At 72.1% G+C, this 14,101-nt stretch carries 15 protein-coding genes; 10 read left to right on the top strand and 5 right to left on the bottom strand.

Annotation, left to right across the window (positions count from 1 at the left end):
* Positions 1 to 60: 60 nt before the first annotated feature.
* Entirely contained in the window at positions 61 to 747 is a 687-nt protein-coding gene (locus ABD419_RS09350; RefSeq protein WP_344484904.1) for a hypothetical protein, read from the top strand.
* Positions 748 to 796: 49 nt separating this feature from the next.
* Here the strand turns inward: ABD419_RS09350 and ABD419_RS09355 are convergent, their stop codons facing one another.
* The gene (locus ABD419_RS09355) at positions 797 to 1,186 is read right to left on the bottom strand and encodes a winged helix-turn-helix transcriptional regulator (RefSeq protein ID WP_344484907.1); all 390 of its coding nucleotides are present in this window, start codon (positions 1,184 to 1,186) and stop codon (positions 797 to 799) included.
* A gap of 163 nt (positions 1,187 to 1,349) precedes the next feature.
* Between ABD419_RS09355 and ABD419_RS09360 the strand changes: the two genes are divergently transcribed.
* Positions 1,350 to 2,801, top strand: coding sequence for an MFS transporter (locus ABD419_RS09360; RefSeq protein WP_344484910.1), 1,452 nt, complete (start codon positions 1,350 to 1,352; stop codon positions 2,799 to 2,801).
* A gap of 95 nt (positions 2,802 to 2,896) precedes the next feature.
* On the opposite strand, the gene ABD419_RS09365 is transcribed toward ABD419_RS09360, so the two are convergent.
* From ABD419_RS09365 to ABD419_RS09380, 4 genes are all read right to left on the bottom strand, one after another.
* Positions 2,897 to 3,439, bottom strand: a complete 543-nt coding sequence (locus ABD419_RS09365; protein WP_344484913.1) for an RNA 2'-phosphotransferase — start codon at positions 3,437 to 3,439, stop codon at positions 2,897 to 2,899.
* Positions 3,440 to 3,448: 9 nt separating this feature from the next.
* Positions 3,449 to 3,874, bottom strand: a complete 426-nt coding sequence (locus ABD419_RS09370; RefSeq protein WP_344484915.1) for a hypothetical protein — start codon at positions 3,872 to 3,874, stop codon at positions 3,449 to 3,451.
* 49 nt (positions 3,875 to 3,923) lie between these two features.
* Positions 3,924 to 4,313 carry a DUF1304 domain-containing protein gene (locus tag ABD419_RS09375; protein ID WP_344484917.1) on the bottom strand — a complete coding sequence of 130 codons (390 nt, stop codon included), beginning with the start codon at positions 4,311 to 4,313 and terminating at the stop codon, positions 3,924 to 3,926.
* A gap of 84 nt (positions 4,314 to 4,397) precedes the next feature.
* Entirely contained in the window at positions 4,398 to 5,525 is a 1,128-nt protein-coding gene (locus tag ABD419_RS09380; protein ID WP_344484919.1) for a Gfo/Idh/MocA family protein, read from the bottom strand.
* A 168-nt stretch (positions 5,526 to 5,693) separates the two neighbouring features.
* Between ABD419_RS09380 and ABD419_RS09385 the strand changes: the two genes are divergently transcribed.
* From ABD419_RS09385 to ABD419_RS09420, 8 genes are all read left to right on the top strand, one after another.
* Positions 5,694 to 7,085, top strand: coding sequence for an extracellular solute-binding protein (locus tag ABD419_RS09385; RefSeq protein WP_344484922.1), 1,392 nt, complete (start codon positions 5,694 to 5,696; stop codon positions 7,083 to 7,085).
* A gap of 62 nt (positions 7,086 to 7,147) precedes the next feature.
* A complete protein-coding gene (locus tag ABD419_RS09390; protein WP_344484925.1) occupies positions 7,148 to 8,092 on the top strand; it encodes a carbohydrate ABC transporter permease in 945 nt (314 codons plus the stop codon).
* Positions 8,089 to 8,979 (top strand): carbohydrate ABC transporter permease, encoded by an 891-nt coding sequence (locus ABD419_RS09395; RefSeq protein ID WP_344484928.1) that lies wholly within the window; start codon positions 8,089 to 8,091, stop codon positions 8,977 to 8,979. Before ABD419_RS09390 ends, ABD419_RS09395 begins: the two co-directional genes overlap by 4 nt.
* Positions 8,976 to 9,860: an NAD-dependent epimerase/dehydratase family protein gene (locus ABD419_RS09400; protein ID WP_344484931.1), complete on the top strand. Its 885-nt coding sequence runs from the start codon at positions 8,976 to 8,978 to the stop codon at positions 9,858 to 9,860. The genes ABD419_RS09395 and ABD419_RS09400 overlap by 4 nt, the downstream gene beginning before the upstream one ends.
* 36 nt (positions 9,861 to 9,896) lie before the next feature.
* The gene (locus ABD419_RS09405) at positions 9,897 to 11,153 is read left to right on the top strand and encodes an enolase C-terminal domain-like protein (RefSeq protein WP_344484934.1); all 1,257 of its coding nucleotides are present in this window, start codon (positions 9,897 to 9,899) and stop codon (positions 11,151 to 11,153) included.
* Positions 11,150 to 12,400, top strand: coding sequence for an ROK family transcriptional regulator (locus ABD419_RS09410; RefSeq protein ID WP_344484936.1), 1,251 nt, complete (start codon positions 11,150 to 11,152; stop codon positions 12,398 to 12,400). The genes ABD419_RS09405 and ABD419_RS09410 overlap by 4 nt, the downstream gene beginning before the upstream one ends.
* Positions 12,397 to 13,230, top strand: a complete 834-nt coding sequence (locus ABD419_RS09415) for an aldose epimerase family protein (protein ID WP_344484938.1) — start codon at positions 12,397 to 12,399, stop codon at positions 13,228 to 13,230. The genes ABD419_RS09410 and ABD419_RS09415 overlap by 4 nt, the downstream gene beginning before the upstream one ends.
* 19 nt (positions 13,231 to 13,249) lie before the next feature.
* The gene (locus ABD419_RS09420) at positions 13,250 to 14,095 is read left to right on the top strand and encodes a sugar phosphate isomerase/epimerase family protein (RefSeq protein WP_344484940.1); all 846 of its coding nucleotides are present in this window, start codon (positions 13,250 to 13,252) and stop codon (positions 14,093 to 14,095) included.
* Positions 14,096 to 14,101: the final 6 nt, after the last annotated feature.

Raw genomic sequence — 14,101 nt, forward strand, 5'->3', positions numbered from 1 at the left:
CCCCACGCCGCTGGCGCATGCCAAGCGCGCCTGCGGATCGACCGCCTAGGATCGGTCCCCGTGGACCTGCTCTCGATATCGGCCGCCGCCCGCGACAACGCCGAGTGGTGCGACGCCGTGTGCGCCTCCCACGGCCGGGCCGGGGAGTTCCGCACCGACGCCTGGACCGCCGCCGTCCGCACGCCGCCCTACTACCCCGACGCGGTGACCCTCGCCCCCGGCGCGGATGCCGCGGCACTGGTGGCCCGGATCGACTCGGGCGCAGGCGCTTCGGTCAAGGACAGCTTCGCGGACCTCGACCTCGCCCCGTACGGTTTCGAGGTGCTCTTCGAGGCCCGCTGGATCCGCCGACCGGCCGGACCGCCTCCGGCGGCGCCCGCCTGGAACCGGGCCGAGGACCCGGACGCGCTGCGCGCGTGGGCGACCGCGTGGGACGGCGGCGAGGGGAACGCCGACCTGTTCCGGCCCCGGCTGCTCGACCACCCCGGCGTGTCCGTGGTCGCCGGGACGCGCGAGGGCGACGTGGCCGCGGGCGCGGTGCTCACCCGCGGCGGCGGTGTCGTCGGCGTCTCGAACGTGTTCGCGGCGGACGGCGCAGGCGCCGGATGGCCGGTGGCGCTGGCGGCCGCCCATGCCCTCTTCCCCGGCGTGCCGCTCGTCGGCTACGAGCACGGGGACGACCTCGACGCGGCCCTGCGGCACGGGTTCGCGCCGCTCGGCCCGCTGCGGGTGTGGCTGCGGCCCTAGCGCCGACGACGCGTTCAGCAGACCAGGGGACGGGCCCCGGGCGGTCCGGCTACGCGGCGGCCACGAGGGCGTCGTAGCGCTCGCGGGCCTCGACGATGTCGGGGCGGTGGCGCTCGGCCCACTCGAGGAGGCCGGTGAGGTGCCCGTACAGCTCGCGGGCGGAGTCGGTGGCGGTGTACTCGACCTTCGGCGGGACGGTCGGATAGACCGTGCGCGTCAGGAGCCCGTCGCGCTCGAGGTTCCGCAGCGTCAGCGTGAGCATGCGGCGGCTGATGCCGGGGATGCTCCGCTCCAGCTCGGTGTACCGGACCGGCTGCCGGATGGCCGCGACCAGGATCGAGACCGACCACTTCCCGGCGACCCGGTCGATGATTTGGACGATCGGGCAGGCCTCGACCTGCACGTCGGACATCGGGACGTCGTCGCACTCGTCTTTCATGGCATGTGCTCCACTTCACAACGCGGCGTTTGCGGGGATGACCTGGAGAGGAACATCCGTGTATCCCCAGGGACATCGAAGTGCCTTCTTCCGGACCGCTCCATTGGAACACATGATTGCTCCAGGAACAAATAGTTCCCCTAGCACTGAAGGAGCACCGGTCATGTCCACCCCGCACGAAACGAGTCTCAGCCGCCGCTGGCTCACCGTCATCGTCCTGCTCGCCGCGCAGGTCATGATCATCCTGGACCAGAACATCGTCACGATCGCCCTCCCGGCCATCCGCGACGACCTCGGCTTCACCCCGTCGAACCTGGTCTGGACCGTCAACGCCTACGTGATCCCCTTCGGCGGCCTCCTGCTCCTCGCCGGCCGCCTCGGCGACCTGCTCAGCCGCAAGTGGGTCTTCATCGCCGGCCTGGCCCTGTTCACGCTCGCCTCGGCGGCCATCGGGTTCGCCGACACGCAGACCCTGCTCCTCGCCGGCCGCTTCGTGCAGGGCATCGGCGGCGCGATCGCCTCCGCGGGCCTCCTCGGCATGGTCGTCATGCTCCTGCCCGAACCCGCCGAGCAGGCGAAGGGCATCGGCGCCTTCGGGTTCGCCTCCGCGGGCGGCGGCGCGCTCGGCTCCGTCATCGGCGGCGTCCTCACCGAGTCCATCGGCTGGGAGTCGATCTTCTTCATCAACCTGCCGCTCGGCCTCGCCGTCGGCCTGCTCGCCTGGCGCCTCCTGGAGAACGACCGCGGCATCGGCCTCAAGGCCGGGGCCGACGTCCTCGGCGCGGTCCTCGTCACCGCCGGCGTCATGCTCGCCGTCTACACCCTCATCGAGGTCGAGCACCAGGGCTGGGACTCCGCCCGCACCATCGGGTTCGGCGCCCTCGCCGCCCTCCTCCTCGCCGGGTTCCTCCTCCGCCAGGCCAAGGCCGCCACCCCGCTCGTCCCGCTGCGGATCATGTTCTCCCGCAGCGTCGCCGGAGCGAACGTCTCCCAGGCCCTCATGGTCGGCGCGGCCTTCGGGTTCATGTACTTCACCGTGCTCTACCTCCAGCAGGTCCTCGACTACCGGCCGCTGACCGCGGGCCTCGCGTTCCTGCCCGCGCCGCTGGTGATCGCCTCGGTCTCCCTGTGGGTCGCGCCGAAGCTGCTCACCCGGGTCGCCCCCCGCAAGCTCGCGATCGTCGGCCTCGCCGTCATGGTCCTCGGGTTCGTCCTCTTCGCCCAGATGCGCGCCGACGGCTCCTACCTGGTCGACGTCCTCCCCGGCATGGTCACCGCCCCGCTCGGCTTCGGCCTGACCATGCCCGCCCTCATGACCCTCGGCATGGCCGACTCCAAGCCCGAGGACGCCGGCGTCACCTCCGGCCTGTTCAACACCGCCCAGCAGGTCGGCGGCGCGGTCGGCCTCGCGGTCATCAGCACCGCGGTCTCCTCCCGCACCGCCTCGCTCCTGGACGGCGGCACCGGCCAGGCCGAGGCCCTGACCGCGGGCTACCGGCTCGGCTACACCATCGCCGCGGTCATGGTCGCCGTCGCCCTGGTCGTCGCCGTCACGGTCATCAAGACCCGCAAGACCGAAGCGGCCCAGGCCGAACCGGTCCCCGCCGCGGTCTAGCCGCACGCGAAGGGGCCGCCGTCGATCATGACGGCGGCCCCTTCGCGTGCGTTGTGGCAGGAACTGTCAGCGCCGGTCGCGCCCGTGCCGCGCGGTCAGGCGGGGAACGCGATCGCCCATGCCGGGACCGACCCGGTCAGCCACACGCCGTTCTCCGACAGGAAGAACTCGTGGCCCTCCTCGGCCATGCGGCCCGCGGCGACCACCAGGACCACCGGCGTCCCGCGCCGCGAGCCCACCCGCACCGCGGTGGCGTAGTCGGGGGAGAGGTGCACGTCGTGGCGGTCCATCGCCTTCAGGCCCTCCGCGCGGATCGCGTCGAGGAAGCCCTCGGCGGTGCCGTGGAACAGCTCCGCGGGCGGGTCGACCGGCTCCAGACCCAGGTCGACGTCGACGGTGTGGCCCTGGCTCGCGCGGATGCGGCCGTCGCGGATCACATACCGCCGCTTGTCGTTGCGCTCCACGACCTCTTCGAGCTCGGCGAGCGTCAGGCTGAAGCGCTGGCGCTCCAGCGCCGCCAGGAGCACCTCGACGTCGACCCAGCCCTGCTCGTCGAGCTCGATCCCGAGCCGCTGCGGGTCGTGCCGCAAGTGCCGTGAGAGGTACTTCGAGACCTTGACGAGGCGCCGGTCGTCCATCGCGTCCGCCTACTGCTGCGGCTGCTGCTGCGCGCCGGCGACCGCCTGGACCACCTGCGCCACGTCCTCGGGCCGGCCGGCCTTCAGGTTCACCTTCTTCTGGCGGCCGTCCGCCATGACGCGCATCAGGTTCGTGCCGTCGAACCACAGCCGCTCGCCCTTCGGCGCGCCGTAGGTCGCGGTCTTGAAGCCCAGCGGCGAGTGCATGTGCAGCGCGCCGGTCGCGAGCTCGTACGAGGCGAGGGGCTGGGAGAAGGTCAGGATGCCGATGAGCACGAAGAGCGGCCCGGTGATGATGCCGATCGAGAAGGTGCCGACCAGGACGTTCATCAGCGCGACGACGAGCCACAGGGCGCCGGCGACGGTGAACAGGATCGGGGCCCAGGTCTTGTACTTGACCTTGACGATGTGCTGGGGGGCGGGCGGATATGCCATTTTGGGTACTCCAGTTGTTCCGGGGGATGCTTGCAGGGGCGCCGCCAGCCTACAAGGCCACGGCCAGAACCCCCGAGAACACCAGCGCCAGCAGCGGGAACAGGCCCTGCTTGGCGGCGGCCGCGAGCATCGAGCGGTCCGTGGCGACGAGGACGAGCGCCGCCAGCGCCATCGAGCCGCACGCGGTGACGACGAGCGTCCAGCCCACGGCGGGCTCGGCGCGCACCAGGGCCGCGCCCAGCAGCGCCCCGATCGCGAGGAACAGGTTGTACCAGCCCTGGTTCGCGGCCCACGGCTTGACCGCGGCCAGGTCGGCGGTGTCGGTCTTGAAGACCCCGCGGTGCACCTTCGGGTCGCTGAAGCGCACGGTCTCCATGACCCAGATGTAGACGTGGACGAGGCCGGCGAGCGCCGCGAGGATCTGAACGACGAGAAGCATGGAAGCAGTCTCGCCCATCGCCGCCACGCGCGCCGGGAATCCGGTCGGCCGCAGTGCGGTCCGGCATCCCGCCGGCCCGCCCGGTCACCCTTCGGAGGCGGTACCGCCGGTGCGCGTCTCCTGGTCGTCGTAGGCCCCGTCGAGGACGTCGGCGACGCGGACCGGCCGCCCGAGGGTCGCCGAGAGGTAGACCGCGCGCACGGTCGCGAGCGCCAGCAGCCCGTCGTCGAGGGTCACCCACGTGTCGCGGCCCTCGCGCACGGCCGCGGCGATGTCCGTCCACTGCGTCAGGTGCGGGTTCGCGTACGCCCCTTCGGGGGCCGCGGCCGCGGCGGCGCGCAGCTCGCGGGCGACCTGGTCGCCCTCCAGGCCCTCGGCGTCGCGGGTGTGCAGGAGCGTCAGCTCGTCGGCGGCGATCACGGCGGAGCCGTCGGTGCCGTGGACCTGGAGGCGCACACCGAGGTCGGGGTAGGCGGTGGTGGTGGCGTGCAGCGTGGCGAGGGCGCCGTTCGCGAAGCGGAGGATCGCGACGGCGACGTCCTCGACCTCGATGCGCTCGTGGCCGAGGCGGGCGGTGTGCGCGGTGACCTCGACCGGCTCGCCGAGGAACCACAGCAGCAGGTCGAGGGTGTGCACGCCCTGGTTCATGAGCGCGCCGCCGCCGTCGAGCGCCCACGTGCCGCGCCATTCGGCCGAGTCGTAGTACGCCTGTGTGCGAAACCAGTCGACGTTCGCGACCGCGGAGGTCACGGTCCCGAGGCGGCCCGCTTCGAGCGCGCGGTGGACCGCGAGGGACGCGGGGTCGTGGCGGTGCTGGGAGATGACGGCGACGACCTGGCCGGGGCGCGCCGCCGCGGCCTCGCGGAGGCGTCGGGCGGGGCCCATGGCGACGTCGAGGGGCTTCTCGACCACGACGTGGACGCCGGCTTCGAGGGCTTCGAGCGCCAGGGCGGCGTGGGTGCCGCTGAGGGTGCAGACCGCGACGACGTCGATCCCGCCGTCGGCGAGCGCGGCGGCGAGGTCGCCGTACGTCCGCGGCTCGGGCGCCCCGAGACCGGTGAGCCGCTCGGCGACCGCGGCCGCGCCCGGGGCGTGCGGGTCGACGAGGGCGACGACCTCCAGATCGGGGGAGTGGGCGGCGACCTCGGCGTGGAGGCGGCCGATGACGCCGCAGCCGACGACGGCGAGACGCAGGGGTGCAGGAGTGGTCATTTGCGTTGCGCTCCTTGGTATCCGGTGGGCGAGGGGCGTCCGGTCCGGGGGCGGTCCGAAGATTTCGGGCCGCCCCGGCTTGACTTACTAACACTAATGGATTTAGTTTATTGGCACCACGACGACCGGCCCGAACGGATCACGGGCCTTCCCCCCACAGGAGTTTCAATGTCGAAACTGACACGCCGGCACGTCCTCGCGGCCGGCTCCGCCGGCACCGTCGCCGCACTCGCCGGCACCGCCGCATGCAGCGACCCCGGCGCGGACGGCGCGACCGAAGACCTCGACCCCTCGGCCGACGTCACCATCTCCGTCGGCGACCAGCCGACCGAGGACAAGCCCGAAGAGCTCGCCGCCTTCAACAAGCGCATCGAGGAGTTCGAGGCCGAGAACGGCAACATCACCCTCGAACCCTCCACCGAGGTCTGGGAGGCCCAGACCTTCCAGGCGAAGCTCGCCGGCGGCACCCTCCCCACGGTCATGGGCGTCTCCCTCACCTACAGCTACGAGCTCATCGACAACGGCCAGCTGCCGAAGATGACCCCCTACCTCGAGGAACTCGACCTCGTCAAGGACCTCAACCCCCTCGCCCTCGACAACGCCAAGGACGAGGCGGGGGACATCTACACCATCCCCACCGGCCTGTTCTCGGTCGGCATCGCCTACAACCGGGCCATCTTCACGCAGGCCGGCCTCGACCCCGACACCCCGCCGGCCACCTGGGACGAGGTCCGCTCCTTCGCCCAGACCATCAAGGCGAACGTCCCCGGCGTCACCCCCTACGCCCAGATGACCACCAACAACACCGGCGGCTGGATGCTCACCACCATGACGTACGCCAACGGCGGCCGCGTCCAGAACGACGCCGGCACCGAGGCCGTCATGGGCGACGAGACCATCGCCGCCCTCCAGCTCCTGCACGACATGCGCTGGACCGACGACACCATGGGCCGCGAGTTCCTCTACGACCAGGAGGCGGTGCGCCAGGCCTTCGCCGGCGGCACCATCGGCATGGTCCTCCAAGCCCCCGACGTGTACATCACGCTCATCCGCGACTACGGCTTCGACCCGGCGAACGTCGGCGTCGGGGCGCTCCCGCAGGGCGGCGCCGGGAACAACGGCACCCTCACCGGCGGCACCCTGAAGCTCTTCGACGCCAAGGCGACCCCCAACCAGCTGCTCGCCGCGGCCAAGTGGATCAAGTTCTACGAGCTCGAGAAGTACTACGACGAGGCCGCGGCGCTGGCCGACGCCGAGTCGAACGCCGCCGACGGCAACCCCGTCGGCCTCCCCGGCCTCCCGCCGGTCTCCCAGGAGGTCTACGACCAGTACCTCACCTGGATCGAGCCCCACATCAACGTCCCGCTCGAGCAGTTCGCGAGCTACACCTCCTCGACGCTCGAACTCATCGCCGAGCCCCCCGCGGGCACCCAGCAGACGTACGCCGCACTCGACCCCGTGGTGCAGCAGGTCCTCACCGACGAGGGCACCGACATCGCCCAGGCCGTCGCCGACGCCAACGCGATCGTGCAGGGCATCATCGAGCAGGCCGCCCGGTAGACACCGAGCCGATCGGCCGGGCCCCGCACCCGGCCCGGCCGGTCCCTCGGAACGGAGAACCCATGACCAAGACCCTCGAAGCGGCGGCCGCCGCACCCGCCCGGCGGCGGCGCCGGAAGCCGTTCGACCCCGTCCGCTGGGCCCGCGGCGGCGGCCTGCACGCCGTGCTCTTCGCCGTCCCCGTCGTCCTCGTCTACGTGTACTTCAGTTGGGGACCGGTGATCCAGGGGCTCGTCCTCAGCTTCCAGAAGACGAACCTCGTCCAGCCCGCCGAGTGGGTCGGCTGGAGCAACTTCACGTACGTCCTCGCCGACCCCGGCCTCGTCCAGGCGTCGCTCAACACCGCCTACTTCGCGCTGCTGGCCCTCGTGTTCGGCTTCCCGATCCCGATCGTCCTGGCCGTGCTCATCAACGAGCTGCGCAAGTACGACACGCTCTACAACGCGCTCGCGTACCTCCCCGCAATCGTCCCGCCCGTCGCGGCGATCCTGCTGTGGCGGTTCTTCTACGACCCCGACGCCACCGGCATGTTCAACACCGCCCTCGGCTGGATCGGCCTGGGCCCCTTCCCGTGGCTCAACGCCGAGAACTCCGCGATGCCCTCGATCGTCCTGTACGCCACCTGGGCCGGCGCGGGCTCGACCGCGATCATCTACATCGCCGCGCTCGCCACAGTACGCACCGAGCTGTACGAGGCCGCCGAGATCGACGGCGCCGGGATCTGGCGCCGGATCTGGCACATCACCCTCCCGCAGCTGCGCAACGTCATCTTCGTGATGATGCTGCTCCAGCTCATCGGCACGTTCCAGATCTTCACCGAGCCGTTCCTGTTCACCGGCGGCGGCCCGAACAACGCGACCCAGACGATCCTGCTGAAGATCTACAACTACGCGTTCGTCAACGGCGACTTCGGGGCCGCGACCGCGCTCAGCGTCCTGCTCGCGCTCTTCCTCGGGCTCCTGTCGGTCGTCTACTACTTCGTCACCAAGCGATGGAGCACGACATGACCGACCTCAAAGACCGCGGCGTCGTCTCCACCGCCGACCGGCGCCGACCGGTGGTCCGCACCTGGTTCGCGATCGTCCAGACGGTCCTGCTGATCGTCCTCATCGTCTCCGGGCTCGGCCCGCTCCTGTGGGCCGCCAAAGCCTCCGTGTCGCCGAGCAACGACATCGTCTCCGACCCGATGGGCATCTGGTTCAGCCCCAACGACTGGGGCAACCTCGCCCTGGCCTGGAACGGCGCGCAGATCGGGCAGTCCCTCGGCAACACCGTGGTCCTCGCGGTCGGCTCCACCCTGTCCACGCTCGTCGTGTCCGTCGCCGCCGCGTTCCTGCTCTCGGTCCTGCGCCCGAAGTGGGGCCCGTGGCTGTCGGGCGCGATCCTGGCGACCCTGTTCCTGCCCGGCGTCGTCTCGTTCGTGCCGCTGTACCTGACGATCCTGGACCTGCCGCTGCTGAACGTCAGCCTCCAGGACACCTTCTGGGCGGTCTGGCTGCCCGCCGGTGCAAGCGCCTTCAACGTCGTCGTCCTCAAGCGGTTCTTCGACTCGATCCCGCGCGAGTTCATGGAGGCCGCCACGATCGACGGCGCCGGCCCCCTGCGCATCCTCACCATGGTGGTCCTGCCGCTGTCGCGCCCCATCCTCGGTGTCATCGTGCTCTTGTCGATCGTCGGCTCGTGGAAGGAGTTCCTGTGGCCCATGCTGGTCCTGTCGAACCCCGACCTCCAGCCGGTCTCGGTCATGCTGCCGCGCCTGGCGACCGGCAACTCGCCCCTGGCGGTCCAGATGGCCGCCGTGTTCCTGTCCATCATCATCCCCGTGGTGCTCTTCGCGATCTTCCAGAAGCAGTTCCTCCGCGGGGTCGGCACCGCTGGAGGTGTGAAGGGATGACCCCCCTCAACGGAGCCCGCGTGCTCGTCACCGGCGCGTCGGGACGCATCGGCCCGGTCGCCGTCGCGCACCTGCGCGCGGCCGGGGCCGCGGTCACGACGCTCTCGATCCAGGCCAACCCGGGCCTGGAGGCCGAGCGGGTCCTGGTGGGCGACACCAGATCCCAGGAGGACGTCGCGACCGCCCTCGACGGCGCCGACTTCGTCGTCCACCTCGCCGCGCTCGCCCACCGCGACATCGCCCCGCCCTACGACGTGTACTCCGTGAACGTGGTCTCCACGTTCAACGTGCTCGCCCAGGCCGGGGCCGCCGGGATCGCCCGCGCCGTCGTCGCCGGGTCCATCAACGCCTACGGCCTGCCGATGAACCGCCACGAGGTGGTCCCGGCGTACTTCCCGCTCGACACCGACATACCCGTCGACATCGCCGACTGGTACTCCCTGTCCAAGCACCACGGGGAGTCCACCGCGCGCATGGCCTGGCGGCAGTGGGGCATCGACGTCGTGACCCTGCGGTTCCCCCACGTCCACGACGAGCACGCCCTCCTCGCCCATTCCAAGCAGCTCGAACAGGACCCGGGCACGGGCCTGCGCGAGGCCTGGTCGTACCTCCACACCGAGGACGCCGCCCGCTCGATCGTCCTGGCGCTCACCGCGAACACCACCGGCGCGCACGCCTTCTTCCTCGCCGCCGGCACCACCATCGCGCCCTACCGGACCGAGGACCTGCTGGAGGCGTACGCGCCCGGCGTCCCGCGCCTGCGCCGCTTCGTCGAGCGCGAGGTCCCCATCGACCTGACCCCCGCCCGCGAGCTCATCGGCTTCGAGGCCCACCGCCGCCTCCCCGTGCCGACGCTCGACCTCCCGGCCGCATTGAAGTGACCCCCATAATGGAGACCCAGCAAGGAGCAGCGACCCATGACGATTGAAACGTTCGCGAACCCGTGGCCCTCCCGCGAGGACGTGCGGATCACCTCGGTGCGCGCCATCGCGACCGCCCCGGACGGCATCGCGCTCGTCGTCGTGCGCGTCGACACGAACGTCCCCGGCCTGTACGGCCTCGGCTGCGCCACGTTCACGCAGCGGTGGAAAGCCGTGGTGTCCTTCGTGAACGACCACCTCGCCCGGCTCCTGACCGGCCGCTACCCCGGCGACATCGGCGACCTCACCCGCCTCGCCGGCTTCACCGGGTACTGGCGCGGCGGCCCCGTCACCAACAACGCGATCTCCGGGATCGACCAGGCCCTGTGGGACATCGCCGGCAAGCGCGCCGGGATGCCCGTCCACGAGCTCCTCGGCGGCAAGGTCCGCGCCGCCGCCGACACCTACCTCCACGCCGCCGGCCGCGAGATCGGCGAGGTGATCGAGGACGCCCAGCGGCTGATCGAGCGCGGCCAGCGCCACGTGCGCCTCCAGATGTCCACCCCCGGCGGCGGCGGGTACGGCGCCCCCAGCGTCCCCACCGAGTACCCGGACGCGCCCTACCGGAACGGCTGGAGCGCCCGCGACTACCTGCGCCGCACCCCCGCCCTGTTCGAGGCCGCCCGCGACAAGCTCCCCGACCACGTGGAGCTCCTCCACGACGTCCACTCCCGGCTCACGCCCAAGGAGGCCGTCTGGCTCGCCCGGGCCCTGGAGCCGTACCGGCTGTTCTTCCTGGAGGACGTCCTCGCCCCCGAGCACTGGGACCGCCTCCCCGAGGTCCGCGCCGCCAGCCCCGTCCCGATCGCCGTCGGCGAACTCACCACGTCCCTCCAGGACGCGGTGCGGCTCGTGCGCGACGGCGGCGTCGACTTCATCCGCAGCCACGTCTCCGACATCGGCGGCCTCACCGCCGCCCGCAAGGTCGCCGACCTCGCCGAGCTGTGCGGCGTCCGCACCGCCTGGCACGGCCCCGGCGACACCTCCCCGATCGGCGCCGCCGCGAACGTCGCCCTCGACGTCACCTCCGCGGCCTTCGGCATCCAGGAGGGGCACGTCTACGGCGACAACGTGCACGAGGTGTTCCCCGGGACCCTCCGCATCGAGGACGGCTGGCTGCGCCCCAACGAGGCCCCCGGCTGGGGCATCGACATCGACGAGGCGGCGGCCGCCCGCTTCCCGGCCGAGCTGTCCGGGCACGACGCCTGGGCCGCCGGCGTCCGCAGACCCGACGGAGCGCTGGAGGCGCCGTGACCGACCGGAACGACACCCCGACCCGCCGCACCCCGCCGCCGGGCGACCGGCCCGGGGCCAACCAGTCCGACCTCGGGTCCTTCAACGAGGCCACCATCATCGAGACGATCCGCCAGGCCGGGGCCATCTCCCGCGTCGAGATCGCCGAGCGGACCGGCCTCACCCAGCAGTCGGTCTCGCGCATCCTCCGCATCCTCCTCGAACGGGGCCTGCTGGTGGAGAACGCGTCCGAGCGGGCCGAGCGGCTCGGCAAGCCCCGCACCCCGGTGCGGCTTCGCGCCGAGGCCGCCCACGCCGTGGGCGCGCTCGTCGACCCCGAGTCGGTCACCGTGGTCCTCACCGACCTCGACGGCAGCACGCTTCAGAAGCGGAGCGTGCCCATCGCGCACGGGACCTCGCCGGAGGCGCTGGTCGAGATCATCGCCGCGGCCACCGAGGACGCCGTCGCCGCGGCGGGCGTCGACCGCTCCACGTTCCTCGGCGTCGGCGTGGCCGCTCCCGGGCCGATCACCACCGACGGCGAGCTGCTCGACCTGCCGCTGTCCAAGGAGTGGCGCAACGTCCCGCTGCGCGCCATGCTCGCCGACCGCCTCGACTGCCCCGTCGTGCTCGAGAAGGACGGCGCGGCGGCCGCCGTGGGGGAGCGGTGGGTCGGGCGCACCGACCGCGCCAGCGACTTCGTGTACCTGTACTTCGGCACCGGCATGGGCTCCGGCCTCGTCCTCAACGGCGAGACCTACCGCGGCGCCAGCGCCAACGCCGGCGAGTTCGGTCAGCTGTGCGCCGTGCGCACCGGCCGCATCGACCCCGACGGCCGCCCGCAGCTGGTGCGCGAGTGCAACCCGACCGCCGCGCTCCCCGAGATCGCGCGCGAGCTCGGCTACGACGGGCCGGCCGCCACCTACCTGGAGATGTGCGCCGAGGTCGGCGCGGGCGACCCGGCCGCGACCGCCGCCGCCCGGCAGATCGCCGAGGTCATCGCGCTCGGCGCGGTCGCCCTCATCGACCTGCTCGACCTGCCGCTGCTCGTCGTCGGCGGCCCCGCCTTCCAACCGCAGATCGAGGCGATCACCCTGGACGCCATAGACAAGGCCGTCAACACCATGCCCACCGCACGGCACGCCCGGCACGTCGCCGTCGAACGCTCGCTGGTGAAGACCGAGGCCGGCGCCATCGGCGCGGCCTCCACGATCTTCCACGCCTCCTTCGCCCCCTCGGTGCGCCGCACCCGGCGGTACGGCCTGTGAGCACGCTGCGCCTCGCCGCCGGCGAGTACACGGTGGACGTCGACCCGCTCGGGGCCCGCATCGCCTCGGTCGCCCACGCCCCCACCGGGACCGAGTACCTCCTGACCACGCCGTGGGCGGACGAGGACTGGGGCGGGGCCTTCCCATTCACCGGCTCCAACGAGGAGTGGCACCGCCGCTACGCCGGGGGCTGGCACACGCTCGTGCCCCACGCGGGCGACGCCCGCACCCTCGACCAGGTCGCGCACCCGTTCCACGGCGAGGCCGCCTGGCGGCGCTGGCGCGTGACCGGCGCGGACGCGGACTCGTGCGAGCTGGAGGCCGTCCTGCGCACCGCGCCGCTCACCGTGCGCCGCACAGTGCGAGCCACCGGCTCCGGCGTCCACGTGCGCCAGACCGTCGCGAACCACTCGGCCGCCGAGACCGCGTTCACCTGGGTCGAGCACCCGGCGTTCGGCCCGGCGCTCATCGGGCCCGGCACGACCGTGGCGATCGGCGGCGACCCGGTCGACGCGCGGTTCCCCGCCGAGCCGCACAGCGACTTCCAGGTCCTGCGCGCGAAGGGCCGCGGGACCGCGTCGGTCGCCAACGCGGACAAGGGCACCGCCGCGGTCCTGACGTGGGACCCGGACGTGTTCCCGTTCCTGTTCGTGTGGCAGGAGCACCGCGCCTCGACGGGGTACCCGTGGTGGGGCACGACCGACGCCGTCGCGCTCGAACCGGCCTGCCGCCCCTACGAGTCCGACGGCGGACCGCTCGGCCCGCTCACGCTCGCCGGGGGCGCGTCGCTGACCGCCGAGTTCGAACTGACCTGCACCACGACCGCATGAGCGGCACGAAGGAGCGAGCATGACCAGGATCGGCGTCCAGTGCTTCACCCTCCGCGAGGAGATCGCCTCCCGCGGCGTCTACGACACCTTCCGGGCCGTCCGCGACATCGGCTACCGCACCGCCGAGGTGTCGGCGGTGCCGATGACGAAGGAGCACGTCGCCGAACTCGTGCGGGTCCGCGAGGAGCTCGGCTTCGAGTTCGCCTCCATCTCAGGCGGTCTCACCGGCGAGGAGTCGCTGACGACCGCGTTCGGCAAGTTCGTCGACGACGCGCAGGCCCTGGGCGCGGACATGATCCGCATCGGGATGCTCCCGGCCGAGTCCATGCGCGACCCCGCCGCCGTGGCGGCCTTCGCCGACGCCTGCCAGGAGGTCGCCGTCCGCCTGGCCGACCACGGCATCCGCCTGCACTACCACAACCACCACGTCGACTTCGCGAAGTACGACGGCCGGTACCTGCTCGACGTCGTCGCCGAGCGGTCCCCGCTGGTCGGCCTGGAGATCGACGCGCACTGGGTCCAGCGCGGCGGCCTCGACCCGGTGCGCACGCTCCGGAAGTACGCCGGGCGCGTCTCGATGGTCCACCTCAAGGACTACCGGATCGCGCGCCTGCCCGACGAGGTCTACGCCGCCCTCGACGCGGGCGACCGGGAGCCGTGGCAGGAGGCGATGGGGCGGATCGTCCAGTTCGCGGAGGTCGGCGAGGGCAACCTCGACTTCCCGTCCATCATCGACACCGCCGTCGCGATCGGCGCCGACCACCTGCTGGTCGAGCAGGACGAGTGGTACGGCCGCACCGCGCTCGATTGCCTGGCCACCTCGTACCGCAACCTGGTGGCGATGGGCTACGGCGACCTGTTCTGACCGCGG

It is taken from the genome of Glycomyces endophyticus (assembly GCF_039531525.1).
GTDB classification, from domain to species: Bacteria; Actinomycetota; Actinomycetes; order Mycobacteriales; family Micromonosporaceae; genus Glycomyces; species Glycomyces endophyticus.